This is a genomic window from Amycolatopsis echigonensis (genome assembly GCF_002846615.1).
Lineage (GTDB): Bacteria > Actinomycetota > Actinomycetes > Mycobacteriales > Pseudonocardiaceae > Amycolatopsis > Amycolatopsis echigonensis.
In genome coordinates this window covers 651,583-676,486 of sequence record NZ_PJMY01000003.1, presented here as the reverse complement: position 1 = coordinate 676,486, position 24,904 = coordinate 651,583, and the positions used below count along the sequence as shown (strand labels likewise).

Annotated in this window: 29 protein-coding genes; 17 read left to right on the top strand and 12 right to left on the bottom strand. The window is 70.9% G+C overall.

Annotated features, from left to right (window positions below; all coding sequences use genetic code 11):
- Nucleotides 1-5: 5 nt before the first annotated feature.
- Genes ATK30_RS07630 through eccD form a run of 3 tightly spaced genes read left to right on the top strand, consistent with a single transcriptional unit; the run spans nt 6 to nt 2,186 of the window.
- On the top strand, nt 6-497 hold the full coding sequence (locus ATK30_RS07630) for a hypothetical protein (RefSeq protein ID WP_101434965.1): 492 nt from the start codon (nt 6-8) through the stop codon (nt 495-497).
- Nucleotides 490-813, top strand: a complete 324-nt coding sequence (locus tag ATK30_RS07625) for a YbaB/EbfC family nucleoid-associated protein (protein ID WP_101434964.1) — start codon at nt 490-492, stop codon at nt 811-813. Before ATK30_RS07630 ends, ATK30_RS07625 begins: the two co-directional genes overlap by 8 nt.
- Nucleotides 810-2,186 carry a type VII secretion integral membrane protein EccD gene (gene eccD / locus ATK30_RS07620; RefSeq protein WP_101434963.1) on the top strand — a complete coding sequence of 459 codons (1,377 nt, stop codon included), beginning with the start codon at nt 810-812 and terminating at the stop codon, nt 2,184-2,186. Before ATK30_RS07625 ends, eccD begins: the two co-directional genes overlap by 4 nt.
- On the opposite strand, the gene ATK30_RS07615 is transcribed toward eccD, so the two are convergent.
- Nucleotides 2,176-3,123 (bottom strand): Lrp/AsnC family transcriptional regulator, encoded by a 948-nt coding sequence (locus ATK30_RS07615; RefSeq protein WP_101434962.1) that lies wholly within the window; start codon nt 3,121-3,123, stop codon nt 2,176-2,178. The two genes, eccD and ATK30_RS07615, sit on opposite strands and share 11 nt — an antisense overlap.
- Before the next feature lie 95 nt (nt 3,124-3,218).
- Here ATK30_RS07615 and ATK30_RS07610 point away from each other — a divergent pair, with 95 nt between their 5' ends.
- The gene (locus ATK30_RS07610; protein WP_101434961.1) at nt 3,219-4,538 is read left to right on the top strand and encodes an MFS transporter; all 1,320 of its coding nucleotides are present in this window, start codon (nt 3,219-3,221) and stop codon (nt 4,536-4,538) included.
- Here ATK30_RS07610 and ATK30_RS07605 read toward each other — a convergent pair.
- Complete coding sequence (locus tag ATK30_RS07605) at nt 4,483-5,436, bottom strand: helix-turn-helix domain-containing protein (RefSeq protein WP_101434960.1); 954 nt, start codon at nt 5,434-5,436, stop codon at nt 4,483-4,485. The two genes, ATK30_RS07610 and ATK30_RS07605, sit on opposite strands and share 56 nt — an antisense overlap.
- A gap of 85 nt (nt 5,437-5,521) precedes the next feature.
- Here ATK30_RS07605 and ATK30_RS07600 point away from each other — a divergent pair, with 85 nt between their 5' ends.
- Nucleotides 5,522-6,112, top strand: coding sequence for an NIPSNAP family protein (locus ATK30_RS07600; protein WP_244194548.1), 591 nt, complete (start codon nt 5,522-5,524; stop codon nt 6,110-6,112).
- Here ATK30_RS07600 and ATK30_RS07595 read toward each other — a convergent pair.
- Nucleotides 6,054-6,824 carry a MerR family transcriptional regulator gene (locus tag ATK30_RS07595; RefSeq protein ID WP_101434958.1) on the bottom strand — a complete coding sequence of 257 codons (771 nt, stop codon included), beginning with the start codon at nt 6,822-6,824 and terminating at the stop codon, nt 6,054-6,056. The two genes, ATK30_RS07600 and ATK30_RS07595, sit on opposite strands and share 59 nt — an antisense overlap.
- Nucleotides 6,825-6,877: 53 nt before the next feature.
- On the opposite strand from ATK30_RS07595, the gene ATK30_RS07590 reads away from it, so the two are divergent.
- Complete coding sequence (locus tag ATK30_RS07590; RefSeq protein ID WP_101434957.1) at nt 6,878-7,144, top strand: hypothetical protein; 267 nt, start codon at nt 6,878-6,880, stop codon at nt 7,142-7,144.
- 155 nt (nt 7,145-7,299) lie between these two features.
- Here ATK30_RS07590 and ATK30_RS07585 read toward each other — a convergent pair whose 3' ends face one another.
- A complete protein-coding gene (locus ATK30_RS07585) occupies nt 7,300-8,382 on the bottom strand; it encodes a type VII secretion protein EccE (RefSeq protein ID WP_101434956.1) in 1,083 nt (360 codons plus the stop codon).
- A 153-nt stretch (nt 8,383-8,535) separates the two neighbouring features.
- Here ATK30_RS07585 and eccB point away from each other — a divergent pair, with 153 nt between their 5' ends.
- From eccB to ATK30_RS07570, 3 genes are all read left to right on the top strand, one after another.
- A complete protein-coding gene (gene eccB / locus ATK30_RS07580; protein WP_101434955.1) occupies nt 8,536-9,942 on the top strand; it encodes a type VII secretion protein EccB in 1,407 nt (468 codons plus the stop codon).
- A 74-nt stretch (nt 9,943-10,016) separates the two neighbouring features.
- Nucleotides 10,017-10,652: a response regulator transcription factor gene (locus ATK30_RS07575; protein WP_167442129.1), complete on the top strand. Its 636-nt coding sequence runs from the start codon at nt 10,017-10,019 to the stop codon at nt 10,650-10,652.
- Nucleotides 10,649-11,302 carry a response regulator gene (locus ATK30_RS07570; protein ID WP_009074915.1) on the top strand — a complete coding sequence of 218 codons (654 nt, stop codon included), beginning with the start codon at nt 10,649-10,651 and terminating at the stop codon, nt 11,300-11,302. The genes ATK30_RS07575 and ATK30_RS07570 overlap by 4 nt, the downstream gene beginning before the upstream one ends.
- 16 nt (nt 11,303-11,318) lie before the next feature.
- Here the strand turns inward: ATK30_RS07570 and ATK30_RS07565 are convergent, their stop codons facing one another.
- Together ATK30_RS07565 and ATK30_RS07560 are read right to left on the bottom strand one after the other, a co-directional pair.
- Nucleotides 11,319-11,720 (bottom strand): DUF302 domain-containing protein, encoded by a 402-nt coding sequence (locus tag ATK30_RS07565; RefSeq protein ID WP_101434954.1) that lies wholly within the window; start codon nt 11,718-11,720, stop codon nt 11,319-11,321.
- 43 nt (nt 11,721-11,763) lie between these two features.
- On the bottom strand, nt 11,764-12,558 hold the full coding sequence (locus ATK30_RS07560) for a carbon-nitrogen hydrolase family protein (RefSeq protein ID WP_101434953.1): 795 nt from the start codon (nt 12,556-12,558) through the stop codon (nt 11,764-11,766).
- Nucleotides 12,559-12,642: 84 nt separating this feature from the next.
- Between ATK30_RS07560 and hisD the strand changes: the two genes are divergently transcribed.
- The 3 genes from hisD to hisB are packed head-to-tail and all read left to right on the top strand — an operon-like array spanning nt 12,643 to nt 15,670.
- Nucleotides 12,643-13,968, top strand: a complete 1,326-nt coding sequence (hisD, locus tag ATK30_RS07555) for a histidinol dehydrogenase (protein WP_101434952.1) — start codon at nt 12,643-12,645, stop codon at nt 13,966-13,968.
- Entirely contained in the window at nt 13,965-15,074 is a 1,110-nt protein-coding gene (locus ATK30_RS07550; protein WP_101434951.1) for a histidinol-phosphate transaminase, read from the top strand. Before hisD ends, ATK30_RS07550 begins: the two co-directional genes overlap by 4 nt.
- Nucleotides 15,071-15,670 (top strand): imidazoleglycerol-phosphate dehydratase HisB, encoded by a 600-nt coding sequence (hisB, locus tag ATK30_RS07545; protein ID WP_101434950.1) that lies wholly within the window; start codon nt 15,071-15,073, stop codon nt 15,668-15,670. The genes ATK30_RS07550 and hisB overlap by 4 nt, the downstream gene beginning before the upstream one ends.
- Nucleotides 15,671-16,049: 379 nt before the next feature.
- Here the strand turns inward: hisB and ATK30_RS07540 are convergent, their stop codons facing one another.
- A complete protein-coding gene (locus ATK30_RS07540; protein WP_101434949.1) occupies nt 16,050-16,787 on the bottom strand; it encodes an MBL fold metallo-hydrolase in 738 nt (245 codons plus the stop codon).
- Nucleotides 16,788-16,804: 17 nt separating this feature from the next.
- Here ATK30_RS07540 and ATK30_RS45305 point away from each other — a divergent pair, with 17 nt between their 5' ends.
- Entirely contained in the window at nt 16,805-16,963 is a 159-nt protein-coding gene (locus ATK30_RS45305) for a hypothetical protein (protein ID WP_162836028.1), read from the top strand.
- Nucleotides 16,964-17,368: 405 nt separating this feature from the next.
- Here the strand turns inward: ATK30_RS45305 and ATK30_RS07535 are convergent, their stop codons facing one another.
- Both ATK30_RS07535 and ATK30_RS07530 read right to left on the bottom strand, forming a co-directional pair.
- Nucleotides 17,369-18,013 carry a GNAT family N-acetyltransferase gene (locus tag ATK30_RS07535; RefSeq protein WP_101434948.1) on the bottom strand — a complete coding sequence of 215 codons (645 nt, stop codon included), beginning with the start codon at nt 18,011-18,013 and terminating at the stop codon, nt 17,369-17,371.
- 64 nt (nt 18,014-18,077) lie between these two features.
- The gene (locus ATK30_RS07530; RefSeq protein ID WP_101434947.1) at nt 18,078-20,261 is read right to left on the bottom strand and encodes an MMPL family transporter; all 2,184 of its coding nucleotides are present in this window, start codon (nt 20,259-20,261) and stop codon (nt 18,078-18,080) included.
- A gap of 194 nt (nt 20,262-20,455) precedes the next feature.
- On the opposite strand from ATK30_RS07530, the gene ATK30_RS07525 reads away from it, so the two are divergent.
- Both ATK30_RS07525 and ATK30_RS07520 read left to right on the top strand, forming a co-directional pair.
- Nucleotides 20,456-21,031, top strand: a complete 576-nt coding sequence (locus ATK30_RS07525; RefSeq protein WP_101434946.1) for a TetR/AcrR family transcriptional regulator — start codon at nt 20,456-20,458, stop codon at nt 21,029-21,031.
- Nucleotides 21,032-21,099: 68 nt separating this feature from the next.
- A complete protein-coding gene (locus ATK30_RS07520) occupies nt 21,100-21,915 on the top strand; it encodes a class I SAM-dependent methyltransferase (protein WP_101434945.1) in 816 nt (271 codons plus the stop codon).
- Nucleotides 21,916-21,947: 32 nt separating this feature from the next.
- On the opposite strand, the gene ATK30_RS07515 is transcribed toward ATK30_RS07520, so the two are convergent.
- From ATK30_RS07515 to soxR, 3 genes are read right to left on the bottom strand one after another with little or no spacing between them, the layout of a single operon-like run.
- On the bottom strand, nt 21,948-22,166 hold the full coding sequence (locus ATK30_RS07515) for a hypothetical protein (protein ID WP_101434944.1): 219 nt from the start codon (nt 22,164-22,166) through the stop codon (nt 21,948-21,950).
- Between the two features lie 35 nt (nt 22,167-22,201).
- A complete protein-coding gene (locus tag ATK30_RS07510) occupies nt 22,202-22,750 on the bottom strand; it encodes an RNA 2'-phosphotransferase (RefSeq protein ID WP_101434943.1) in 549 nt (182 codons plus the stop codon).
- A 46-nt stretch (nt 22,751-22,796) separates the two neighbouring features.
- Nucleotides 22,797-23,258 carry a redox-sensitive transcriptional activator SoxR gene (soxR, locus tag ATK30_RS07505; protein ID WP_037713059.1) on the bottom strand — a complete coding sequence of 154 codons (462 nt, stop codon included), beginning with the start codon at nt 23,256-23,258 and terminating at the stop codon, nt 22,797-22,799.
- A gap of 53 nt (nt 23,259-23,311) precedes the next feature.
- On the opposite strand from soxR, the gene ATK30_RS07500 reads away from it, so the two are divergent.
- Together ATK30_RS07500 and ATK30_RS07495 are read left to right on the top strand one after the other, a co-directional pair.
- Entirely contained in the window at nt 23,312-24,010 is a 699-nt protein-coding gene (locus tag ATK30_RS07500; RefSeq protein ID WP_101434942.1) for a thiamine pyrophosphate-dependent enzyme, read from the top strand.
- Entirely contained in the window at nt 24,010-24,900 is an 891-nt protein-coding gene (locus ATK30_RS07495) for a transketolase family protein (protein WP_101434941.1), read from the top strand. The genes ATK30_RS07500 and ATK30_RS07495 overlap by 1 nt, the downstream gene beginning before the upstream one ends.
- The last annotated feature ends 4 nt before the right edge of the window (nt 24,901-24,904 follow it).

Sequence of the window (24,904 nt, the reverse complement as noted above, 5' to 3'; positions counted from 1 at the left end):
GCGCCATGGCGGATCTGGTGACACTGCCGCTGGGCTTCGACGTCCCGGAGGGCTGGACGCCGGTGCCGCCTGTCGTGTCCGGCGTTGTTTTCGTGGCAGTGCACCCGAATCCGGAGGCGGACTTCACGCCGAACATCACGCTCGGCATCCAGCAGCGCGAGGATGCCTTGCCGATAAAGGAAATCGCCGAAGAGGCGGTCGAACGGCTCGGCCGGACGATGGCGTTGCTGGAGGTCCTCGACCGGCAGGAAGTCGGCAGCCCCGCCGCCCCCGGCTGCACCCAGACATTGCGGCTGCGCACCGGCGAAGGCCAGGATCTGCTGCAGGTCCAGGTGTTCCTGACCGTGCCCGGTCCGGCCGGGCGCGTCGTGCTGGAGCTGGTCTGCACGGCCGGTCCGCAGGACGCGCGCACGCTCGTCCCCGACTTCCGGAAGTTCGTCGCCAGCGTGCACGTCCGCCGGGAAACCCCGCAGGAGAAGGAGAACGACGGTGACTGAACCGTATGCCGTGCCGGACATGGACGAGCTGCTCGCGCAGGTCCGCAAGCAGACCGAAGAGGTGCAGCGGATCCAGCGCACGGTCGAGGCGATGGAGGTCACGGCCGCCTCGCGACAGAACGAGGTGACCGTGACGCTGCGCGGCGACGGCCGGTTCACCTCGGTCGACATCGACCAGCGCGCGATCCGCGAGTTCGACGCGCGCACGCTGTCGGAGATCGTTCTCGAAGCGGTGAACGCGGGTCTGCAGAAGCTTGCCGAGGCGAGCAGCGCGAAGTTCGCCCCGGTGATCGAGGCGTCCAGGTCCCCGCAGTGAGCGCGCCGGCCGTCGCCGGGTCGACCCGGCGCGTCACGATCGTCACCCCGCGCGCCAGGGTGGACGTCGCGCTGCCGCAGCAGAGCACGTTCGCCGAACTGGTGCCGCAGCTGGTCCGGCTGGCCGGGGCGGCCGGACAGGCGTCGGCCGAGCATCCGGGCTGGGTGTTGTCGCGGCTCGGCGGCGCTCCGCTCGCGCTCGGGCTCACCGTGGCCGCCGCGCAGGTGCGCGACGGCGAGGTGCTGCACCTGACCCCGCGCGAACGTCCGCGCGGACCGCTGCTGTTCGACGATGTGGTCGACTCGATCGCGAGCGTCGGCGAATCCGCGTCGACCGCGTGGGGGCCGAAGATCGCGCGACGGGCCGGGATCACGACGGCCGCGCTGCTGCTGTTCGCGGGCGGGCTGCTGATCCAGGCTTCGCTGGCGGGCAGCGTGCTCGCGCCGATCGGCACCGGGCTGCTGGCGATCGTGTTGCTGCTCGGCGGCGGTGCGCTGAGCCGGGCGTACGGCGATTCGGGCGCGGGTGCGGCTGGTGCGCTGGCCGGGGTCGGCGTGGCGTTCCTGGCCGGAATGTCTTTGCTGCCACCGCATTCGGCCTTCTCGCTCTCGACCGGACCGCTTGCCGCGGGGCTCGCCGCGGTGACCGTTTACGGCGTGCTGGCCGCGGTTTCGGTGGCCGATCGGCTGCCGTTCTTCGTCGCGGCCGTCGGTTCGGCGGGGATCGGCGCGATCGCGACCGGCATCGTGCTGCTGACTGGGGCGAAACCGGTTGCCGCCGCGGCCGTCGCGGGAGTGCTCGCGACCGCGTTGGCAGCCGTCGCGCCGATGCTCGCATTGCGGCTGGGCCGGATGCCCCTTCCGCGCGTGCCGGACGACATGGAATCCTTCCGCGCCAACGAACAGCCGTCGCTCGGCGCGGAAATGGCTGGCCGCACGACGTATGCACAGGCGTTGCTCACCAGTCTGCTGGTCGCGCTCGGGCTGGTGGTGGTCGGCTCGTCGATCGTGCTCGCCACTGGCGGACCGTGGGAAGCGGGGCTGGCCGCGCTCCTCGGGACGGCGTGGATTCAGCGTTCCCGCGCGTACGCGGGTCGCACGCAACGGCTGGTCCTGGTCGCCTTCGGCCTCGTCGCTTTGCTGACCGCGGGTTTCTGGCTGATCGCGGCCGATCAGCGGATCGCACTTCTCGCGGCCGGGCTGGCGCTGGTGCTCGCCGCGGTGGTGTCGCTGTTCTACGCGACGCGGGTCGCGCGCGGGGTGCGGTCACCGTACTGGTCGCGGCTGCTGGATATTTCGGAATTCCTGGTGCTGTTGTCGCTGGTGCCGTTCGTGGCGTTGATCGCCGGGGTGTACGAGGCGGTCAGCGGCTGAGCGGGCTGGCGGCCTTCAGTGTCCGCAGGACCGGCGCGGTTTCGCAGGACCGGATGCCGGACAGCGCGCCGAGCCGGTGGGTGAGATAGCGGTGCAGGGCAGGCGGATCGGCGCAGAGCGCGTGCGCGAGGAGGTTCGTCGGCCCGGTGGTCGCGGCGACGACGGCCAGCTCGCGGTGGGTGGCGAGTTCGGTGGCGACGGCGTCGAGATCGGCTGGGGCTGCCGCCATCCACAGCAGCGCCTGGGTGGTCGCGCCGAAGAGCCGGGCATCGATTTCCACGTCGAAATAGAGGGTTTCGGCCGCGCGCAGATCGGCGATCCGGCGGGCGACGGTCGCGGCGGACCAGCCCGTGACGGCGGCCAGCTCGGTCTGGCCGAGGCGGCCGTCGCGCTGAAGCGCGGTGAGCAAAGGCTCGTCGGCAGGGGTCGCCTCGGTGTGCGTGGTGCGGGTTTCCGGTTCCAGCTGGCGACGTTGAGCGTCGGTCAGGACCTCGGCGCGGCCTAGCCAGGCGGTGGGGCCCCCGTGGTACAGGTGCAGCAACTGGTGCGCGGAGACGGCGGTGATGCCGGTGGTGCGCGGGATATCGTGCAGCAGCAGGCCGTGCTCGGAGTCGTTGGCACTGTGGACGATGACGCAGATTTCGGTACCGCCGCCGGCGAGTTTGACCCAGGTCGTGTCGGTGCGCCGGACGAGCGCGTCGGCGACGCGCTGCGCGACTGCCGGGACAACGGTGAGCCGCACAAGCCACTGCGTCTGTCCCGCGCGATGCGGCGCGGCCAGCCCGACAACGCGTAATCCTGCTTCGGAGCGCAGCCTTCGGTAGCGGCGCGCAACCGTCTGCGTCGATACGCCCAGAACGGTGCCGATCCGCGCGAACGGGGCGCGGCCGTCGATCTGGAGCGCGTGGACGAGGGCGTGGTCGAGGTCGTCGAGCATGGCTTGATTCTGCACCAAACCGTCCGGGGTGGAAGATTTCTGCTCATACACGCGGACAGCTGGAATCTTGTCTGGTCGCTGCCCAGGCTGGCGGCATGAACGACTCACGCCGCTGGGCCGCGCTCGCGGTCCTGCTCGTCGCGGAAGCGATGAACCTCCTCGACACCACGATCGTCCAGGTCGCCGCTCCCGCAGTGCACGCCGAACTGGGCGGCGCGGCCAGCACGATCTCCTTCTACACCGCCGGGTACACGCTGCCCTTCGCGCTCCTGCTGATCACCGGCGGACGTCTCGGCGACATCATCGGCCGCCGCCGCACCTTCCAGGTCGGCGTGGCCGGTTTCGTGCTGACCTCGGGTCTGTGCGCGGCCGCGGCCACTCCCGGGTTCCTGCTCGTTTTCCGGGCGCTGCAAGGGGCTTCGGCCGCTTTGGTGATCCCGCAGACGATCGGGCTGATCCGCGTCCTGTTCGACGGCGCGGCCCGGGCGCGGGCGCTCGGCATGATCGGACCGGTGATGGGGCTGGCCGCGGTGACCGGACCGGTCCTCGGCGGGCTGCTGACCGACGCGTGGTCGTGGCGGTCGGTGTTCCTGGTGAACGTCCCGCTCGGACTCGCCGTGCTCGCCGCGTCCGGGCTGCTCGCGGAGGACCGGTCCGCCTCCCGTCCGCGGCTCGACCTGCTCGGGACCGGCCTGGTCGTCCTCGGCGCCGGGCTCGTGGTCTGCCCATTGCTCACGCAGTGGAACGGTTACCTCGTCGCTGCCGGGGTGGCGGTGCTCGTGGTTTTCGCGCTCCAGCAACGGTTTCGCGGCGGCCTGATCGAGCGCAGCCTCTTCGGCGGCCTGGGCTTCCCCGCCGGGTTGGCGACGTCAGTGCTGTTCTTCGCGGTGATGACCGGCCTGACCCAGGTCGTCGTCCTGTTCCTGCAACTGACCCAGCAAGCCGACGCGCGGACCGCCGGACTCTCGCTGCTGCCGTGGTCGTGCGGACTGGCGGTTTCCTCCTTTGCGGCCGGACGCTGGCTGGTCCCGCGCTTCGGGACCCGGATTCTCTTCGCCGGCGTGGCTTTTCTCGCTGTCGGTATCGCCGGGCTCGCGCTGGGCTGGCCGGTGCTGGTCGCGCTGGCGGTCGCCGGAACGGGAACCGGACTGTTCACCGTGCCGTTCTTCACCGCGGCGCTGGCGCTCGTCCGTCCCTCGGAGACGGGTTCCGCGGCCGGACTGCTGAACGCGGTGCAGCAACTCGGCGGAACCATCGGAGTCGCCGTGCTGACCACGGCTTTCCTCGCCACCGACGTGACGATCGCGTGCTGGACCGCGGTCGCCCTGACCCTCGCGGCCGGGCTGACCGCGATCGGGCTCATCCGCGGAACGCGCGCCGGTAGTCCGTCGGAGCCGTCCCGAGCCGGAGTGTGAAATGGCGGCGGAGATTGGCCGCCGAGCCGAGGCCGCTGCGCTCGCCGATCAGGCCGATCGGCAGGTCAGTGGATTCCAAGAGGCTCCGGGCGTGCAGGACGCGCTGGTCCAGCAGCCATTGCAACGGCGTGGTCCCGGTGGCCTCGTGGAAGCGGCGGACGAACGTGCGCGGGCTGACTCCGGCTTGGCGGGCCAGCTGTTCGACGGTCAACGGCTGGTCGAGGTGGCGCGTCGCCCAGTGCAGCACCGGACCGAGCCCGGCGTCGTCGGTGTCCGGCACCGTCGCGGAGACGTACTGCGCCTGCCCGCCGCCGCGATGCGCGGGCAGCACCATCCGGCGCGCGACCTCGTTGGCGACGTGTGCGCCGAGGTCGCTGCGCACGACGTGCAGGCAGAGGTCGATTCCCGCGCTGCGCCCAGCGCTGGTGAGCACCTGCCCGTCGTCCACGTAGAGGACCGACGCGTCCACCTGGACCTGCGGATACAGCAGGGCGAGCGTGGCGGCGTACATCCAGTGCGTCGCCGCTCGCCGGCCGTCCAGCAGCCCCGCCGCGGCGAGCGCGAACGCGCCGGTGCACAGGGAAACGATCCGCGCGCCGGTTTTGGCCGCCGCGCGGACCGCGCTGACCAGCTCCGGCGGGACCGGATGTCCAGTTTGGACACACGCGTACGGCAAGGCGGGAACCAGCACGGTGTCCGCGTCCTCGAGCGCGTCGAGACTGTCACTGGCGTGGTGCCGGAAGCCGAACTCGGTGCGGGTTTCCGGTTTCGCCGCGCAGAACCGCAGCTCGTACCACGGATCGGCGAGGTCGGTCCGGGACGGCCCGAACACCTCGGCGGCGATGGCCAGCTCGAACAGCGGCATGTCGTCGACCAGCGCGACCGCGACGGTTCGCATGGCTTCGAGGATACGGCAGGAATTATGCGAAAAGAGTCAGTCCTGCCACTCGCTCGTGCTTCGGCGCGGTGGCAGATTCGGTGCCGTGACCGTCGTGGAACTCCGCCAGTACACTCTCCGGCCCGGGCAACGGGACGTCCTGATCGACCTGTTCGACCGGGAACTGCTGGAACCGCAGGAAGCCGCGGGCTGCACGGTCGTCGGCCAATTCCGCGACGAGGACGACCCGGACCGGTTCGTGTGGTTCCGCTCCTTCCCGGACCTGGCGGCCCGGCACGCCGCGCTGACGGCGTTCTACCTCGAAGGCGAGGCCTGGCGGAAACACCGCGACGCGGCCAACGCCACCATGCTCGACAGCGACAACGTCCTGCTGCTGCGCGCCGAATCCGGCTTCCCGCCGCTGTCCCGGCCACTCGATGCCGTCGAGCCCGCGTCTCGCGTTTTGGTGCTCGTCGGCCCGGCTTCTCTTGCCTTCCCCGAACCTTTCGCTTCCTTCGTCACCGAGCCGGCGGAGAACACCTTCCGCGCGCTGCCGGTGCGGGAAGGGGAGAACGTCCGGGTGGGAGTCTGGGTTTTCCCGGACCTCGCTTCGTTGCGGTCGTTCGAATCCCGGTTGCCTACGACTCAGGTGCAGCGGCTTCGCTTGGCTCCGACCGCGCGTTCTTCGCTTCGCTGACCCGCTGAGCGACGAGCTCGTCAAGGCGCTGCCAAGCGGGGCTGTCGAGATGCGTGGTGAGAAGCTCGACGACTTGCCGGGGCACTTTCCGGAAGTCCGGCAGATCAGACGGCAACGTCATCCGCCGCGCGAGCGCGGCTGCCGTGTCGGCGATCGTGTCGAGCCGGGGATCGTCGGGACTCCACTCGATGGCCTCGTCGTAGCCGCGCAGGACGGCGATGTACTCCGGATCGTCCAGCAACGCGATGCGGTTGCGGAGAATGGCGCGAGCGACGTCCGGTGCCAGCGCGCAGGCGAGAATCCAGCCGTCGCGGATCGCGCGCTCGTGGCGTTCGGACAGTCCGACTGGCCTCAGCCGCTCCACGAAGGCAATGGCTTCGGGCGGCAGACAGAGCCGGTCGGGGTGCTCGACGTCCCGCAACCGGGTGCGGCGTTGTTCGAGCTGCCGGATCCGCTCGCGCAACTCGGCGTCGATCCGGTCGAGCTGGTCCGCGGTCTCGTCGGCGTTCAGCACCTGGGGGATACGGGCCAGCGGGACGCCCGCCTGGGCGAGCGTGACGATGCGGGCCAGGTCGATGACCGCCTGCGCGTCGTAACGGCGGTATCCGGAGGCGTCGCGCGCGGGCTCGGGAAGGAGCCCTTTGGCGTGGTAGACGCGGACAGCCTTGGCCGAGACCCCGGCTTGGCGGGCGAGCTGGCCGATGGTGAGCATGCGCCAGTATCGCGCTTGACCTTGTCCCAGGGGCAAGGACGGAAGCTGTCGGCATGCACGATTACGAGACCCTGCGCGCGCTCGCCGACGAGGGGAACGAGACCGCACTGGACCGCCTCGCCGACCTCGCCGATGCCCGCGGCGACCTGGCCGAGCTGTCGGACCTGCTGGACGAGGGCAGCGAACACGCCGGGCGGTTGCTGACCCGCCGGGCGGTGGAGAGGCGCGATCTGCGCGAGTTGCAACGACTTTCGGACGCGGGGAGCAGCGAAGCGGAGACGGAGCTGGAACGGTTGCTTCGCCCGCGCGACGGGGCGTGACCGGGCCGGGCCTGCATTCGGCGAGCAAAGATGGCCCGCGCTCCCGGATTTCGCACCATCGAAACTGGGCGGCTGCGAGTTTCGCAACCGGATGCCAGCCGGGAGCCTTCGGCGAACGGGCAAGCTCGCCCGTTGGTGGCGCACGGTCGGCAGGATCAGGTCAGCGCGAGCGGCAAAGTCCTCCGCACCGCAGCCCCGTGACCGCCGTGCAGCGGGACCACCGAAACCCCCTGCGGCACCGGCACTTCCTCCGCCCGCGCGCCCACCCGGATGGTCAGCTCGAGCTTCTCCCGGCCGCCCGGTGTCCGGCGCAGCGTCGCGGACGTGGCGGTGAACGCCGCTCCCGGCACCGCCGTTCCCAACGTCCGGGCGAGGCCTCGCGACGACCGCGGCGAGTAGCACGTCTGGGTGAGCCCGCCCCACTTCCACGCGCGCCAGAAATCCCCGTCGGTCTCCGGGTTGCCGGTCGAAACGCCCAGCGCCACCCGAAGCTCGTTGGTCAGCTCGCCAGCCTCGAGGACCGTCGACGGATACCCCGCCTCCGCCAGCGCCACCATCAAGCTCAACGCCGCACTCGCCGTGCTCCGCAAAGCGCCCAGTTCACCGCCGCCGCGGGCGAGGGCGGCGATGGGCGCGTCGTCCGGCCGGTAGCGCACCGCGAGCCAGCGCACGCGGTACACCTGCGCCTCCCTTGGCACCGCCCACGTCAGCAACTGCACGGCGGCCAGCGGGATGTCCGTGCCCTGGAATGTCGTGCGGAGGATGGCCAGCAGTTCGTCCGTCGACGGCTCCCCGGCGCCGGGCGTGAGGCGGACGATCGCGCTCCAGTCGCCGTCGACCTCGGCGACGCCGAATCGGTTGCCCGCGCGGTCGACGTGCTGGCGGACCTTCACCGGGCCGGCGACGCGAAGCAGGGCGTCCGGACTGTCGCGACGGCTGTCGTGCCGACGCAGGCGATGCGCCAGCCACGTCCACGCCCAGCCAGCGAAATGCCGTCCGGAGATCCGCACCGACGTCGTCACCAGCAGCAGTCCGGCCAGCGCGGCGACGGTGATTCGCACCGGCTGGGCCAGGCCGTGCACGGTGAACGCGAGCAGCAGCGCCAGCGCGGCGATTTCCCACCCGGCTGCCTGCAGCGGGCGGATCGGCAGCAGCCACGGCCACGGCGCGGTGCCCGGAATCCCGGCGGTCGCGGGGGCGCGGGCATGAGCCGGGGCAGGCGGCGCGGACACGGACAACGCATTCCCCTCTTCCCCGGGCGGCGACCCGGCCCCGCGAACGCTAGCGCCCCCGCGCGGGCGCGTGGGCGTAAAAATTACCCTCGTGCGCCCCTCTGCGAGCTGTCTAGCCTGCGCGGGAAGCGGATGTGATCTCCAGGGGGCGGGGACGGCGTGTGGACGCAGCGGGACCAGATCCAGGCGTACCAGTTCCTGCGCCGCCGCCTCGTGTCCGCGCTCGTCGCCGCGGACGCCAACCATCCGGTGTCGCCCAGCCGCCGTCTCGTGCTCGGCACGGTGCTCGGCGTCGGCGCGGCCCTGCTCGTAACCGCGGTCTTCGGGGTGATCGGCCTGGTCAGCCCGTCCGGCGGGAAGGACTGGCTGGCCGGCGGCAAGGTGATCGTGGAGGAGGACAGCGGGGCGCGTTTCGTGCTCGGCGCGGACGGCGCGGTGCACCCGGTGCTCAACTACGCGTCCGCGCGGCTGCTGGCCGGCGGCAACGGCCACGAGACCGTCACCGTCCCCGCGGAAAAGCTCGGCACGGCCCCGCGCGGCACGCAGATCGGGATCGTCGGTGCGCCGGATTCCTTGCCCAGCACCCTGATCACCACCCCGTGGACCAGTTGCAGCCGCACCACCCAGGACGCGCCCGCTTCGGCGGAACCGCTCGTCGCCGTGTTGCTGGAAGCGGCGGCGACCGGGGTCGAGCTGCCGCGCGATTCGGGCGTGATCGTCCGCGTTCCGCAGGGCGGCCGGTTCCTGCTCGCGGGCGGCCACCGGTACCGGCTGAGCGACGAAGCGGCGGCGGCCCTGCAGTTCGACAGCTATCCGACGATCACCGTGTCCGCGCGCTGGATCGACACCGTGCCCGCCGGACGGGACCTCGGCGAGATACCAGTCGACGGCGCCGGAAACCGCGGCCCGCGCGTCGGCACGCAGGAGACGCGCGTCGGCCAGGTGCTGACGGTCGTCGACCCGATGGCCGGGCCGGCCAACGCCTCGACCTACTACCTCGTCCGCCCGGACGGTCTCGAACCCGTCGGCCAGACCGAAGCCGCGCTGCTCGTCACGACCCCGGCGAACGAATCGGCGTATCCGGGCCGTCCGGAACCGGCGCGGGTGCGCGCGGCGGACGTCGCGTCGGTGAAGAAAGTGAGCGAATCCCGTTCCGGCGGCGCGGATCCGGCGGCGTACCCGGACCGGATCCCCGGCAAGGCGCCGATCACCGGCAGCGCGGTGACCCTGTGCGCGCAGAACGGCCGCGCGACGGTCTCGGCGGACCTGCCGGTGCCGCCCGGCGCCCGCGCGCTGCCGGTGCAGAGCCGGACCGACGCCCGGGTCGCGGACGTCGTCTACGTTCCGCCTTCGCGCGGCGCGGTCGCGACCGATCCCGGGTCCGGCACGGTTTATCTCGTCACGGACACAGGACGAAAATATCCGGTGGCGAACGGGACGGCGCTCACGTCGCTGGGCTACGGTTCTGGGTCCGGGCATCCGGTCGCGGGCGGGCTTCTCGCGCTGATGCCGACCGGCCCCGCGCTGGATCCCGCCGCGGCCGGGCAGCCTGCGGGGACGGGGTGAGCGAACCGGTGACCGAGACAGCGCAGCGACCCGGCGACGTTCCGGACCGCACCGAATCCCCGGTTTCCGGCCGCATCCAGGTCGCCGTCATCGAAGACCACCCGCTGTACCGCCGCTCGGTGGAACGGGTTCTCCTCGAAGCCCCGGACGTCGAACTCGGCGCGGTGGTCGATTCGGTCGCGCGCTTCCACGTCGCGCGCCAGCCGGCCGGAAGCGTCGTACTCCTCGACCTGGGCCTGCCCGGCGTCGCCGGCGCGGCCGCGGTGCTCGAGGTCGCCGAGCTGGGGCATCACGTGCTGGTCGTGTCCGCGCAAGCCGAACCGGAGACGGTGCTCGCCGCGATCGCCGCCGGGGCCAAGGGATTCCTGTCGAAGGACGTCGACGTCGACGAGCTGCTGATCGCCATCCGCGCGGTCGCGGGCGGCGGCGCGTACGTGTCGGCCGTCGTCGCCGGGATGATCATCAAGGACAACACCGACCGCCCGGTCACCCGGCCGGAAATGGAGTTGTCGCCACGCGAAGCGCAGGTGCTGCGGCTCGTCGCGGCGGGGGAGCGGGACGTCGACATCGCGCGGATCCTCGGCATCGGCGTCCGCACCGTGCGCGGCTACCTCGACCGGATCCGCGACAAGACCGGCGAACGGCGGCGCCCCGGCCTCGTGAAGGAAGCGATCCGCCGCGGCCTGGTGGGGAAGGAAACAGTGACGTGAAAGCCGACGAGGGGCGGCGCCGGAGCGGACCCATCCAGGTCGGGGTGATCGAAGACCACCCGCTGTACCGGGACGCGGTCGCGCGCGTGCTGAACGAGGCCCCGGACATCGAACTGGGCGCGGTAGCCGATTCCGTGGCCCGGTTCGCGGTGCAAGACCAGCCGAAGGGCAGCGTGGTCGTGCTCGACCTGAAACTGCGCGGCGTCCAGGACGCGGCCGCGGTGCTCGAGGTGGGGCAGATGGGGCACAAGGTGCTCGTGGTGTCCGCGCACGCGGAACAGCCCGAGGTCCTCGGCGCGATGCAAGCCGGGGCGAAGGGCTTCCTGTCGAAGGACGTCGACGGGGACGAACTGCTGCGCGCGATCCGGACGATCGCGGAGGACAACGCGTACGTCTCGCCGACGTTGGCCGGGATGATCATCCAGGACAGCGACGAACGGCACGCGGGGCCGAAGATCGTGCTGTCGGAGCGGGAGAAACAGGTCCTGCGCCTGGTGGCGGCGGGGGAGCGGGACGTCGACGTCGCGGAGATCCTGGACATCAGCGTCCGGACGGTGCGGTCGTACCTGGACCGGATCCGGGACAAGACGGGGGAACGCCGACGGGCCGGGTTCGTCCGGGTGGCGATCCGGGAAGGGTTGCTGCGCTGAGGTTTCGCTCCGACCGCTAGGGAGCCACTGCCTGCTCGACGAGACGGGACAGCCCCGACTCGACGGCTTCGAGCGCCTGCTCGCTTCCGGCGCCGAGTCCATGCCGGTCGGCGAGCCACCTCGCGTCGTTGCAGGTCAGCCAGGTTCGGCCCGTTTCGTCCTGCCAGGCGAGGGCCTTGACCGGGAGATCGAGGCCGCTGGTCTGGCGATCCCGCATGAGCGGGGTGCCGCCCTTCGGATGGCCGAAGATCAGCAGTTCGGTCGGCCGGAGTTCCATCCCGGCTCGAGCCGCGTTGCCCGCGTGGTCGATCCGGGCGAACACGAGCAGGCCCGCGCCGGTGAGCGCGGCCTCCAACCGGTCGGCGGTCGCTTCGACGGACCAGGGGCTGGCGACCGTGATCATGCCGGGGCCGGTCATTTCTTCTCCTGCCGCTCAGCGTTCCCGGTCAGCGGGGGGGGGGCTACAGGCGGCGGTTGGCCAGCGCCCCGGTAGCCGTCCGGGCCTTCGCGGCCACCTCCGGCTCCACGTCCACCACCAGCATCTCCGGTCCGGCCCCGGCCTGCGCCTCCACGCGGCCGAAACCGTCCGCCACCAGGGAATACCCGATTCCCGTGGGCGCCTTCGGGTTGACCTCCACCCCGGTCGCCGCCGGATCGGCCTGTCCGCACGCCGCCACCCAGCATCCCGAGTCCAGCGCGCGGGCCCGGACCAGGACTTCCCACTGCTCCCGCTTCCCGGCCCCCGCGCCCCACGAAGCCGGGACCGCCACCACGTCCGCGCCGTCGTCGGCCAGCCGCCGGAACAGCTCCGGGAACCGCAGGTCGTAGCACGTGGCGACGCCGAACACCGTCCCCTCCGCGGAGAACGTCACGACCTCCGACCCCGGCGCGACAGTGTCCGACTCGGCGAACCCGAACGCGTCGTACAGGTGGATCTTGTCGTAGCCCCGATGCTGCCCCAGCCCGGTGATCAGCAGCGTGTTGCGCACGCGCCCGTTGTCGGCGGGCGTGAACATCCCGGCGATCACCAGCACGTCGTGCTCCGAGGCGATCGAGGCCGCCGCCGACGCCCACGGGCCGTCCAGCTGCTGCGCCACCGGGGCGAGCGGGCGGCCGAACCGGGCCATCGTCGCCTCCGGGAAGACCACCACCCGCGCTCCGGCGGCCGCCGCGGCCTCCACGCCGGAGCGAACCGTTTTCAGGTTTTCTTCCGGGTCGTCGCCCGAGTTGAGCTGGCACAACGCGATCCGGGGCACACGAGCCTCCCTGGTCCGGGGACAGCGGGTCGGCATCGAGTATCCCTGCCGGGAGCGCGCGGGCCACCTCGTACCCTGGTGTCCATGTTGAACCGCACCGACCTGCGCGGGCAGGTCCCCTCCGCTGCCGAGCTCCGTGCCGCGCTTCCGCGCGCCGAGTACGACGTGGACGCGGCGCTGCATCAGGTCCGGCCGGTCGTCGAGGCGGTGCGCGACCGCGGGGTCGAGGCGGTCCTCGAGTTCACCGAGCGGTTCGACAAGGTGCGCCCGGAGACCGTGCGGGTGCCCGCCGAGGAGCTGGCCAAGGCGCTGTCCGAGCTGGATCCGCAGGTCCGCGCCGCGCTGGAGGAGTCCATCAAGCGCGCCCGCAAGGTGCACGCCGACCAGCGCCGCCAGGACGTCACGACGCAGGTCGTCCCCGGCGGCACGGTCAGCGAACGCTGGGTGCCGGTCGACCGCGTCGGCCTGTACGCGCCGGGCGGGCTGGCGGTGTACCCGTCGACCGTGGTGATGAACGTCGTCCCGGCGCAGCTGGCCGGCGTGCGCTCGCTGGTCGTGTGCTCGCCGCCGCAGGCCGCGTTCGGCGGCCGGCCGCACCCGACGATCCTGGCCGCAGCCGCGCTGCTCGGCGTCGACGAGGTCTGGGCGGTCGGCGGCGCGCAGGCGGTCGCGCTGGTCGCGTACGGCGGCGTCGACACCGACGGCGCCGAGCTGGCCCCGGTGGACATCGTCACCGGGCCGGGCAACATCTTCCTCACCGCGGCCAAGCGCCTGGTCCGCGGCGTGATCGGGATCGACTCCGAGGCCGGTCCGACCGAGATCGCGATCCTCGCCGACGAGACGGCCGACCCGGCGCACGTCGCCGCCGACCTGATCAGCCAGGCCGAGCACGACCCGCTGGCCGCGAGCGTCCTGGTGACCACGTCCGAGGAATTGGCCGACGCGGTCGAGGCCGAGCTGGCTGCCCGCGTCCCCGCGACGAAGCACTCCGAGCGGGTCGGCCAGGCGCTGGGCGGCAAGCAGTCCGGCATCATCCTGGTGTCCACTGTGGATGACGGACTGCGCGTGGTGGACGCGTATGCCGCCGAGCACCTCGAAATCCAGACCGCGAACGCCCGCGAGGTGGCCGCCCGGGTGCGCAACGCCGGGGCGATTTTCGTCGGCGCGTACGCCCCGGTGTCGCTAGGCGACTACTGCGCGGGCTCGAACCACGTGCTGCCCACCGGCGGGTTCGCCCGGCACTCCTCGGGGCTGTCGGTGCAGAGCTTCCTGAAGGGGATCCACGTCGTGGACTACTCCGAGGACGCCCTGCGCGAGGTCGCCCCCCGCGTCGTCGCGCTCGCGGACGCCGAAGACCTGCCCGCGCACGGCGAAGCCGTCACCGCGCGTTTCGAAGGAGACGGCCGATGAACGAAGCCACCCCCGGCGGCGAGGTCACCCTCGCCGACCTCCCGCTGCGCGACGACCTGCGGGGCCGCACCCCGTACGGCGCGCCGCAGCTGGACGTCCCGATCCGGCTCAACACCAACGAAAACCCGTACCCGCCGCCGCCCGAGCTGGTCGACGACGTCGCCGAGGCCGTGCGTGCCGAAGCCGCGTCGCTGCACCGGTACCCGGACCGCGACGCGGTGGCGCTGCGCACCGACCTGGCGGACTACCTCACCGTGTCCACGCGGGTCGTGCTGTCCGAGGCGAACGTCTGGGCGGCGAACGGGTCGAACGAGATCCTGCAGCAGATCCTGCAGGCGTTCGGCGGTCCCGGCCGCACCGCGCTGGGCTTCGAACCGTCGTACTCGATGCACCCGATCATCGCGACCGGCACCCGCACCGACTGGCTGCCGGTGCCGCGCCGCGCGGACTTCTCGCTCGACACCGCGCGCGCGGCCGAAGCGGTCGCCGAGCGGAAGCCGGACATCGTGTTCGTGACCAGCCCGAACAACCCCACCGGCGGGTCGATCCCGCTGGACCAGCTGCGCGGCGTGCTCGACGCGGCCCCGGGGATCGTCGTGGTGGACGAGGCGTACGCGGAGTTCTCGTCGCAGGCCAGCGCGATCGAGCTGATCGCGGAGTACCCGGCGAAACTGATCGTGTCGCGCACGATGAGCAAGGCGTTCGCCTTCGCCGGCGGACGGCTGGGCTACCTCGCCGCCGCACCGGCCATGGTGGACGCACTGCAGCTCGTCCGGCTGCCGTACCACCTTTCCAAGGTCACCCAGGCGGCCGCCCGAGCCGCCCTCCGGCACGCCGACGCCACCCTCGCGTCGGTGCACCGGCTCTCCGCCGAACGCGACCGCGTCGTGGAAGCCTTGCTGGGCTTGGGATTCACCCCGGTGCCGAGCGACGCCAACTTCGTCCTCTTCGGACAGTTCAGCGACGCGCCGGCCAGCTGGCAGTCCTATTTGGACCACGGCGTGCTGATCCGGGACGTGGGCATCGAAGGGCACCTGCGGGTGACCATCGGCACCCCGGAGGAGAACGACGCCTTCCTCGAGGCGAGTAAGGAAATCAAGCGATGAGCCGCGTCGGCAAGGTGGAGCGCACCACCAAGGAATCGTCCATCCTGGTCCAGCTGGACCTCGACGGGACCGGGCAGGTGGAGATCGCCACCGGCGTGCCGTTCTACGACCACATGCTCACCGCGTTCGGCGTGCACGGCTCGCTGGACCTGAAGGTCGAAGCGACCGGCGACGTCCACATCGACGCCCACCACACCGTCGAGGACACCGCGATCGTGCTCGGCCAGGCGCTGCGTCAGGCCCTCGGGGACAAGAGCGGAATCCGCCGCTTCGGCGACGCGTGGATCCCGATGGACGAAACGCTCGCCCACGCGGCGATCGACGTCTCCGGCCGCCCGTACTGCGTGCACGTGGGAGAGCCGGAGCAGTTCGATACTTTCACGATCGGCAACAACTACCCGTTCGTCCTGACCCGGCACGTCTTCGACTCGCTGGCGTTCCACGCGCAGATCGCGCTGCACGTCCGGGTCATCCACGGCCGCGACCCGCACCACATCGCGGAAGCGCAGTACAAGGCCGTGGCCCGGGCCCTGCGGGCGGCTACGGAGCCGGACCCGCGGGCGGGCGGGATTCCGTCCACGAAGGGCGTGCTGTAAAGCTCACCCTCGGTGGGGTCTTTCGGTCCGCTGGCGGCGGAAGTCCGCGAGGGAATCAGAGTCCTGGGGGTTCCCTCGCGGGCCTTCGACATCGCGATACCGGCGCTGCTGGCCCCTTGCCGGATGCGTTGAAGGGACGCCTTTTCCGCGGTGCATACTCGGTGCGAGTGCTGTTCGCCGCCGTGGCAGGGGAACACCCGGCCCGGGGGCCTGCTGAAGGCTTTGGGAGAGCACGAATCGAGACCGCCCGCGGATCGGCAAGAGTTCCGCAGGAAACCTGGCCGCGGGAGATCTTCGGCACCCGGCGGTCCTGGCAGGCGCGGCAGCTCCACCGGGTGGCGAGCAGGTCTTCGAGGGCTTCGGCCCGGTGCAGTCCGGTTCATACGCGAAAAACGATGCGCGGCGCGGCATATGCCACCGGGCCGGGGAAGTGTTCGGCAGCAAGGCGAACCGCGTCGCGGGCCGTGATCGTGTGGCCGACGTGCGTGAGCACCAGCCTCGCCGCTCCGGCGGCGGCGTGGCCCGCTTCGGCCGGAGTCAGATGTTCCGCGGACGGCTCGATGCTGTCGGCCTCGCACAGGAACAGGTCCGTTCCTTCCGCCAAGGCCGACAGCGCCGAGCAGGGCCCGGTGTCCCCGGAGTACGCGAAAGTCCGCGCCCCGTCGGTGATCCGCACCCCGAACGCCGGGAACCCGTGCGACACGGCCACTGTCTCCAGGCGCAGCTCGCCGACTCGGGTTCGGTGTCCGTCGTGCAGCTCTCGAACAGCGAACACCTCCTCGATCGGCGCGCGGCCGGTGTTGCTGAGGAACGCGGAGATCCGCGCCGCCGTGCCGGGTGGGCCGTACAGCGGGATCGGCCGTCGCAGTCGCAGGTCCGCGAACAACAGTGCGTACACCGTCGGTAACAGGTCCGCGACGTGGTCCGCGTGCAGATGCGAGATCCAGATCGCGTCCAGGTCGGCGGGCGAGACGTGTTCCTGCAGGGCAGCGAGGGTTCCCGGTCCGGCGTCGAGCCAGATCGCGGTGTCCTCGTGGCGCACCAGGTACCCGGAGCACGGCGCGTCCGGGCGCGGGTACGGCGTCGCACTGCCCAGTACCGTCACGGTGAAAGCCATGTGGCACGCTAACCCCTGTGAGCAAAGAACTGATCGCGGTCCTGCTGCTGGCCCTCGGCGGCTTCCTGGCCGGCGGGGTCTACTCGCTGTGGAAGACCGCGAAGTTCTTCGCTGTGGTGCTGGGCATCGCGGCAGTGCTGGCGATCGGCGGGGCCATCGCCTGGCTCGTCAGCTGACCATCGCCTGCCTCCTCGCACTTGACGCACGCTTTCCCTCGCCGAGTCCGGACCTTCCGATGACTGACGCGTGTTCCGCGCAGTTGGCGCGCCTTTCCGGCGATTGACGCACGGCTCCGCGCGCCGACGCAGCAGCCCTATGGCTGACACAGGGTTCCGCACAGCTAACGCGCCGTCCCGGTGGCTGAGTCGTGTTCCAGGCAGCGAACGCGCCCTCCCGGTGGCTGAACGGCTCCACGCAGCTAACGCGTCCTCCCGGCGATGAGCGCACGGCTCCGCGCAGCTAACGCGTCCTCCCGGCGATGAGCGCACGGCTCCGCGCAGCTAACGCAGCCTCCCCGCGACCACCGCGCAGCTCCACACACCTGCCGCGGGCCCCCACACCCCACGCGCGCCGTCCCCCGGCTAAACCTCCAGCGGCTGATAGATGCACGCCGCCAGCGTCGCGTGCTTCTTCCACCCCAACGTCTCGTACAGCGCCCGCCCAGCATCTGTAGCTCCGAGAACACCGAGCACCGCACCGTTCTCGACCGCGCGGTCGGCGAGCGAGCGCATCACGAACCCGCCCAGTCCGCGTCGCCGGTGGGCTTCCTCGGTCATCACCTGGTCCACGATCACCGCGTCGCCGACCTGCGCCATCTGGCCCTTCGCCGCCGGCGAGCCCGCCGCGTCCAGGACCCGGAGGAACGTGACGGCTCCGCTGACCTCGACCGTCACGGTGTAGCCGTCGGGCGCGACCGGGTTCGTCGCGAGCAGATCCGTCGCCATCAGATGTCCGGTGTGGTCCCGGGCGACCACCCAGCCGTCCGGAATCCACGGCTCGACAGTCTCCGGTTCGGCGGGCGCCTTGAGCCACGTCCGAGGTTCGCTGACCGCACCGGCGGCGGCGCGGACCAGCGATTCCTCAGCCTCCGGAAGGACGTGCCTGCCCGCTTCCGCGGGTTTGCCCGGCACCTCGACGAAAAGGCCCCATGGCTTCTCGAACGGCGGCGGCGTCTGCCGCGACAACGCCCATCCCGCTACCCAGGTCCGTACCGTGTCCTCGATCATCAAGCCCCCTCGGTTCGCTGATGAGACCACGATACGAACCACCACCGACAAAAACCGGCAGAAGTCAGACCCGCGTCAGTTCGCGTTCGTCGTCGCCGGGGGCGCCGAGTTCGCGGACGAGGCCCTCGCCCTCGACGTCCACGTTCGGCAGGATCCGGTCGAGCCACTTCGGCAGCCACCACGCGCCGCGGCCGAGCAGCGACATCACCGCGGGCACGATGGTCATCCGGATCACGAACGCGTCCACCAGCACACCGAAGGCCAGCGCGAACCCGATCGACTGGATCAGCGTCGATTCGGCCAGCACGAACCCGGCGAACACCGAGATCATGATCAGCGCGGCCGCCACGACGACCCGCGACCCGTGCCGGAACCCGGTCACCATCGCCTCCTGCGGTTCGGCTCCGTGCACGTGCTCCTCGCGCATCCGGGTCACCAGGAACACCTGGTAGTCCATCGCGAGCCCGAACAGGACGCCGATCAGCAGGATCGGCAGCATGCTCATGATCGGGCCGGTCGAGGCGACGCCGAGCAGATCGGTGAGCCAGCCCCACTGGAACACCGCGACCACCGCGCCGAACGTCGCGACCACCGAGCCGAGGAAGCCCAGTGTCGCCTTCAGCGGCACCACGACCGACCGGAACACCAGCATCAGCAACAAGAACGCCAGCCCGACGATCAGCGCAAGATAGGGCAGCATCGCATCGGACAGCTTCTGGGACACGTCGATGTTGGCCGCGGTCTGGCCGGTCACCGCGAGGCTGCCGCCGGTGTTTTCGGCCAGCGGCGCGGATTGCGCGCGGATCGCGGACACGAGGTCCTCGGTCTGCGTGCTGCTCGGGCCGCTCTTCGGGATCACCGTGAGCAGCGCGGTGTCCCCGGCCGGGTTGACCTTCGGCGGCGTCACCGCGGCGACGTCCGGCAGCTTGCCGATGTCGGCGGCGGCCTGCTTCAAGGCGGCCGGGTTGTGGTTCGGGCCGGTGTCGACGACGACCAGCAGCGGTCCGTTCGCGCCCTCGCCGAAGCCCTTGCTGACCAGGTCGTACGCCTTGCGCTGGGTGGTGTCCGGCGCGGCAGTCGAGTCGTTGGGCAGGCCGAGCTGCATGCTCAGCGCCGGAATCGCGACCACGGCCAGTCCGACGAGCGCGGTCAGCAAGACCGGAACCCGGTGCCGCGCAACGAAACGCGCCCAGCGTTCACCGTGCGACGGGCCTTCGGTGCGGCGGCGCACCCGGATCTTGGTGCTGGCGACGCGGGCGCCGGCGAAGCCGAGCACCGCGGGCAGCAACGTCAGCGCGATCAGCACGGCGATCACGACCGTCGCCGCGGCGGCGATGCCCATCTGGCCGAGGAACGGAATGCCGACCACAGTCAGTCCGGCGAGCGCGATGATCACGGTCAGTCCGGCGAACACCACGGCGGAGCCTGCCGTGCCCACCGCCCGACCGGCGGCTTCCTCCGGCTCGCGGCCCTCGGCTAGTTCGTGCCGGTAACGGGAGACGATGAAGAGCGCGTAGTCGATGCCCACCGCGAGCCCGATCATCAACGCCAGCACCGGGGTGTTGGAGTTCAGCTCCAGCGAACCCGACGCCAGCATGATGCCCGCCATCCCGACGCCGACCCCGATCAACGCGGTGAGCAACGGGATGCCGGCCGCCAGCAGCGAGCCGAAAGTAATGATGAGCACGACCGCCGCGACCGCGACGCCGAGCCCTTCGGTGGCCCCGGTCGCCGGAATGCCCTGCACCGCGTCGCCGCCGTACTCGACCTGATAGCCCAGCTGCTTCGCGTGGTCGCCGGTGGCGAGCAGCGCCGCGCGGTCGGAATCGGACAGCTCGAAGCCCTTGACCTGGTAGCTCACCTGCGCGAGCGCGACCCCGCCGTCGGGGGAGACCGATTTCGCCTGGAACGGGTCGACGACCGCGGCCACCTTCGGCGCGGACTTCAGCTTGCCCACCACGGACTCGACGGCCGCCCGGCCCGCCGGATCGGTGACCTTCTGCCCGTCCGGCGCGGCGATCGCCACGCGCGCGGTGCCGCCGCCCGCCGCGGCCTGCGGGAAGTGCTCGGCCAGCCGGTCGATCGCCTGCTGGGATTCGGTGCCGGGAATGGTCACCGAATCGGACAGCTTGCCCGACAGCGTGAGCGCGCCCGCGCCCAATGCCGCGAGGACAAGCGCCCAGACCGCCGCCACGAGGGCCCGGCGGCGGAACGACAGCCTGCCGAGCCGGTACAGAAAGGGTGCCACGAGTCGTCTCCGTTTCGCGCCCGAAGCGGGCTCTCCGCACTGGAATCGCCCTTTCGAAGCTAGCCGTTCGGCAAGGATCTTCCAAGCCGATCGGCTAGGATGTGACTAGCCGCACGGCAAGTGTCGGGCTAGTTATGCGGCTAGTACCATGACGTGCTGCGGAGCAGCGCACTCCGCTTGACGAGGAGGGCGCGATGACGACCGTCGAACCGGTCGCGGACACGCGGACCAGGCTGCTCGCCACTGCGCTGCGGCTGTTCGCGGAGCACGGCGTGGAGGGCACGTCGCTGCAGATGATCGCCGACGAGCTGGGCGTCACCAAGGCCGCGGTGTACTACCACTTCAAGACGAAGGCGGAGATCACCGAGGCGGTCGCGGAGCCGGGCATCCGGGAACTGGACGAACTGGTCGTCGAGGCCGCGAAGCACCGGCGGCACGGTGCGCGCGTGGACCATCTGCTGGACGGTTTCGTCGATCTCGTGGTGCGGCACCGTGTGCTGGTCGCGCTGTTCTCCAGCGACCCGGGCATCGACGCCGCGCTCGCGAAATCGAGGCACGGCGTCGAAGGGTTCAAACAGGCGCTGATCACGATCGTGGCCGGGCCGGAGCCGGACGTGACCGGCCGTGTCGCGGCGATCGTGGCGTTCACCGGCATCGCGATGGCGGGCGGGTCGCCCGATCTGGCCGAGGTGGACGACGAAACCCTGCGCCAGGAGCTGATCGGGGTGGGCAGGCGGCTGCTCGGCAGGCCGCGCCGCCGGGTCTGCTGACCGCCGCCAGTTCTCACTTACTGAGAATCCCGTTGCAGTATCTGGGAACGGTCTCTTAGTCTCGAACTATGTCTTCGGAAAGCGCTTACGGGCAGGGGCACGCGGAAAGCGTTGTGCGGTCTCAGGTTTGGCGCACCGTCGACAATTCGGCCGCGTATCTCGCGCCGGAACTGCTTCCCGGGCGCAGTGTGCTCGACGTCGGCTGCGGGCCCGGGACGATCACGGTGGACCTCGCCCGCCGGGTGGCCCCGGGCGAGGTCGTCGGCATCGACGTGTCGGAAGCCGTTCTGGAGCAGGCGCGGGCGCACGCGCGGAGCGAAGGGGTGGCCAACGTCCGGTTCGAGCGCGCCGACATCACCGCGGCGCCGCCGGTGGGCCGATTCGACGTCGTGCACGCGCACCAGGTGCTGCTGCACCTGACCGAACCGGTCGAAGCGCTGCGGCACATGCTGACGCTGGCCAAGCCCGGTGGCGTTGTCGCCGCCCGCGACACCGACTACGCCGCGGCGTTCTGGTGGCCGGCGGACTCGCGACTGGACCGCTGGCTGGAGGTGTACCGCGCGGTCGCGCACGCCAACGGTTCCGAGCCGGACGCCGGACGGCGGTTGCTGGCCTGGGCGCACGCCGCCGGTGCTCGCGACGTCACGCCGAGCGCCTCCATCTGGTGTCATTCCACGCCGGAGGAACGCGCGTGGTGGGGCGGCATGTGGGCGGATCGGATCCTGAATTCCACAATCGCCGAGCAGGCCGTGGCGGGCGGGCACGCGTCCGCCGAAGACCTGCAGGAGATCTCCGACGCGTGGCGCGCGTGGGCCGCCGATCCGGACGGCTGGTTCGCGATTCCGCACGGAGAAATCCTGTGCCGCGTCGCCGAAGCAGGCTGAAAACGACGGAAATATCCTTCCGCCGCGGCTGATCACGGCAGCCGGGAGTCCTTCCGCGCTTCGGCCGCGCGCCGTTCCTCGGCGGTGAGCTGGTCCGCGGAAACCCGGACGACACTGCGGAAACGGCGGCACACCGGACATCGCTGCAGCCGGCGGTCGCCGAGCCGGATCGCCTTGAACGACACAAACGGGAGCCAGATCGTGGAGAAATAGTGGCCTTCGCTGCACTGGACGATTGTGTAATCGGACATGACCATCTCCTTCGGCGTGACTGATTCAGTATGCGCTACTCGGGCACCGTCAGAAAATCCGCCGGAACCGCCGAAGTAAGCCACACCCCGTTGTCGCTCACCTGAAACACGTGCCCACGCGAAGCCATTTCTCCGGAAGCCACCGTCAGCACCACCGGTCTCCCATGCCGTGCACCGACTTTCCACGCCGTTTCGCGGGTCGCCGACAAATGCACCGCGTGCCGTTTCATCGGCCGCAATCCCTCCGCCCAGATCGACGGCAGGAACCGCGTCGCCGTGCCGTGGAAGAGGGTTTCCGGCGGTGCCGCGTCCGACAGTTCCAGGTCCACGCGGACGCTGTGCCCCTGGCCGGCGCGGATCAGCGTCCCCGTTTCGTCGAAGGCGAACCGCTGTTTGGCGCAATTCGCGACGACCTCGTCCAGTTCCGCCCGGCTCACCGGAAACCTGTTCCGGGCCAGTGCCGCGAGCAGTTCAGCGACCGGGACCCAGCCGCCGGGGGAGAGGGTCAGGCCGAGTCCGCCCGGGTCGTGACGCAGATGCCGGGAGAGCCGTTTGGATACTCGGGTTCGCTCGTTCTCGTTCATCGCTGCCCGTAGTAACCCACGCCGAAGCACTGGCGCGCAACGGAATTCAGATCCCGCCCTCCAGAACCGGGCGGAGCTTGCTGGCCCCGGGGCCGAACCGGGCGAGTTCGTCGTCCGCGTTGTACAGGCCGCAGCTGCGCAGCGAAAGGCATCCGCAGCCGACACAGCCCGTCAGCCGGTCCCGCAGCCGCTGCAGCGCGTCGATCCGGGCGTCGAGTTCGGTCTGCCATTCGCGCGACAGCCGGGCCCAGTCCGCCTTCGTCGGCGCGTGGTCGGCGGGGAGCGTCTCCAGCGCCGCGCTGATGTCTTCCAGCGACAGCCCGACCCGTTGCGCGGCGCGGATGAACGCGATCCGCCGCAGCACCGAACGCGCGTAGCGGCGCTGGTTGCCCGCCGAGCGCTCGGACGTGATCAGGCCGCGCTCCTCGTAGAACCGCAATGCCGTGTGCGGAACTCCGCTGCGTTCCGCGACCTGGCCGATGCTCAGCTTGTCCGCCAACCTCGTCATTGCTTCAGGTTAGCGCTTGACCTTCAGTTTGGTCGAGGTTGCATGGTCGGATCATGACCACGACGACCTCAGAGCCGGGCTACGCGGATTTGCCCCGGCTGATCTCCTTGATGACCGGCGACGACAAACACCACGCGGCCGCGGAGTCCACAGTGGACGTCCTGTGGGTGCTGTTCGACCGCGTCCTCGACCTCGGCCCGGAAACCGCCCGTCGCCCTGGGCGCGACCGGTTCCTGCTGTCCAAGGGGCACGGGCCGATGGCGTACTACGCGGTGCTCGTCGCGAAGGGCTGGCTGGACGAGGACGAACTCGCCGACTGGAGTTCGGCGCGTTCGCGGCTCGGCCACCATCCGGACCGCGTCCGCGCGCCCGGCGTCGAAATCTCCAGCGGTTCGCTCGGGCACGGCTTGCCGATCGCCGTCGGCACCGCGCTCGGCCTGCGCGCCCGCCGGTTCAGTTCGCGCATCGTCACGCTGGTCGGCGACGCCGAACTCGACGAGGGCTCCAACCACGAGGCGATCGTCGTCGCCGCGCGGCTCGGGCTCGACAAGCTGACCACGGTGGTCGTGGACAACCAGTCCTCGACGCACGGCTGGCCCGGCGGCATCGCGCGCCGCTTCGAAACCGAAGGCTGGGCCGTGCGCACGGTCTCCGGCCGCGACCACGAAGCGCTGTACGACGCGTTCACCACCCCTCACCCCGGACGGCCGCTCGCGGTAGTCACCGTCGTGGAACCGAAAGGCGCGCACTGATGCCGAACATGCGGGAAACGTTCCTGGCCACCGCCGAAGAAATCGTCAACACCGACCCGGACGTGGCGATCGTCCTCGCCGACATCTCGGCCGCGTCGCTCGCGGAGGCCGCGCGACGGCATCCGGACCGGGTGATCAACGTCGGGATCCGCGAGCAGCTGCTCGTGAGCACCGGCGCCGGGCTCGCGCTCGCCGGGCTGCGGCCGATCGTGCACACCTTCAACGCGTTCCTCGTGGAGCGCGCGTTCGAACAGATCAAGCTGGACCTCAGCCACCAGGAACTCGGGGCGGTGCTCGTGTCGTACGGCGCTTCCTACGACATGCCGATGGAGGGCCGCACGCATCAGGCTCCCGGGGACGTCGCGCTGATCGATTCCCTGCCGGGCTGGTACGTGCACGTTCCCGGCCATCCCGAGGAGGCGCGGCGGCTGCTGCTCGATTCGGTGCCCGGGGACAGCCGGACGTATCTGCGCCTGTCCGCACAGGCGAATTCCGTCCCGCATTTGGGCGTCGGGCTCCAGACGATCCGGCAGGGCACGCGCGGCGTGGTGATCGCGGTCGGGCCGATGCTGGACCGGGTGCTGCAGGCGACCGAGGGCATGGACGTGACGGTGCTCTACACCTCGACGGTGCGCCCGTTCGACGCCGAGGGACTGCGGGCCGCGGTGTGGGACGTGGCTGATGTGGCGCTGGTGGAGCCGTATCTCAGGGGAACTTCCGCGCATTGCGTCGCCGACGCCCTCGCGGACCGGCCGCACCGGCTGCTGAACCTCGGCACCCGCCGGGACGCCGAGGTGCGGATCTACGGCACGCGCGCCGACCACGATCTCGTGCACGGGCTCGACGCGGGTTCGATCGCGTTGTCGCTCAAGGAATTCTTCACCGGATAAGGGG

Coding starts and splice junctions, on each gene's coding strand:
- ATK30_RS07520 (WP_101434945.1), top strand. CDS start 21,100: ATGTCTTCGGAAAGCGCTTACGGGCAGGGGCACGCGGAAAGCGTTGTG.
- ATK30_RS07525 (WP_101434946.1), top strand. CDS start 20,456: ATGACGACCGTCGAACCGGTCGCGGACACGCGGACCAGGCTGCTCGCC.
- hisB (WP_101434950.1), top strand. CDS start 15,071: ATGAGCCGCGTCGGCAAGGTGGAGCGCACCACCAAGGAATCGTCCATC.
- ATK30_RS07605 (WP_101434960.1), bottom strand. CDS start 5,436: ATGCGAACCGTCGCGGTCGCGCTGGTCGACGACATGCCGCTGTTCGAG.
- ATK30_RS07535 (WP_101434948.1), bottom strand. CDS start 18,013: ATGATCGAGGACACGGTACGGACCTGGGTAGCGGGATGGGCGTTGTCG.
- hisD (WP_101434952.1), top strand. CDS start 12,643: ATGTTGAACCGCACCGACCTGCGCGGGCAGGTCCCCTCCGCTGCCGAG.
- ATK30_RS07550 (WP_101434951.1), top strand. CDS start 13,965: ATGAACGAAGCCACCCCCGGCGGCGAGGTCACCCTCGCCGACCTCCCG.
- ATK30_RS07565 (WP_101434954.1), bottom strand. CDS start 11,720: ATGACCGGCCCCGGCATGATCACGGTCGCCAGCCCCTGGTCCGTCGAA.
- ATK30_RS07590 (WP_101434957.1), top strand. CDS start 6,878: ATGCACGATTACGAGACCCTGCGCGCGCTCGCCGACGAGGGGAACGAG.
- soxR (WP_037713059.1), bottom strand. CDS start 23,258: ATGACGAGGTTGGCGGACAAGCTGAGCATCGGCCAGGTCGCGGAACGC.
- ATK30_RS07495 (WP_101434941.1), top strand. CDS start 24,010: ATGCCGAACATGCGGGAAACGTTCCTGGCCACCGCCGAAGAAATCGTC.
- ATK30_RS07630 (WP_101434965.1), top strand. CDS start 6: ATGGCGGATCTGGTGACACTGCCGCTGGGCTTCGACGTCCCGGAGGGC.
- ATK30_RS07615 (WP_101434962.1), bottom strand. CDS start 3,123: ATGCTCGACGACCTCGACCACGCCCTCGTCCACGCGCTCCAGATCGAC.
- ATK30_RS07515 (WP_101434944.1), bottom strand. CDS start 22,166: ATGTCCGATTACACAATCGTCCAGTGCAGCGAAGGCCACTATTTCTCC.
- ATK30_RS07500 (WP_101434942.1), top strand. CDS start 23,312: ATGACCACGACGACCTCAGAGCCGGGCTACGCGGATTTGCCCCGGCTG.
- ATK30_RS07540 (WP_101434949.1), bottom strand. CDS start 16,787: ATGGCTTTCACCGTGACGGTACTGGGCAGTGCGACGCCGTACCCGCGC.
- ATK30_RS07610 (WP_101434961.1), top strand. CDS start 3,219: ATGAACGACTCACGCCGCTGGGCCGCGCTCGCGGTCCTGCTCGTCGCG.
- ATK30_RS07595 (WP_101434958.1), bottom strand. CDS start 6,824: ATGCTCACCATCGGCCAGCTCGCCCGCCAAGCCGGGGTCTCGGCCAAG.
- ATK30_RS07510 (WP_101434943.1), bottom strand. CDS start 22,750: ATGAACGAGAACGAGCGAACCCGAGTATCCAAACGGCTCTCCCGGCAT.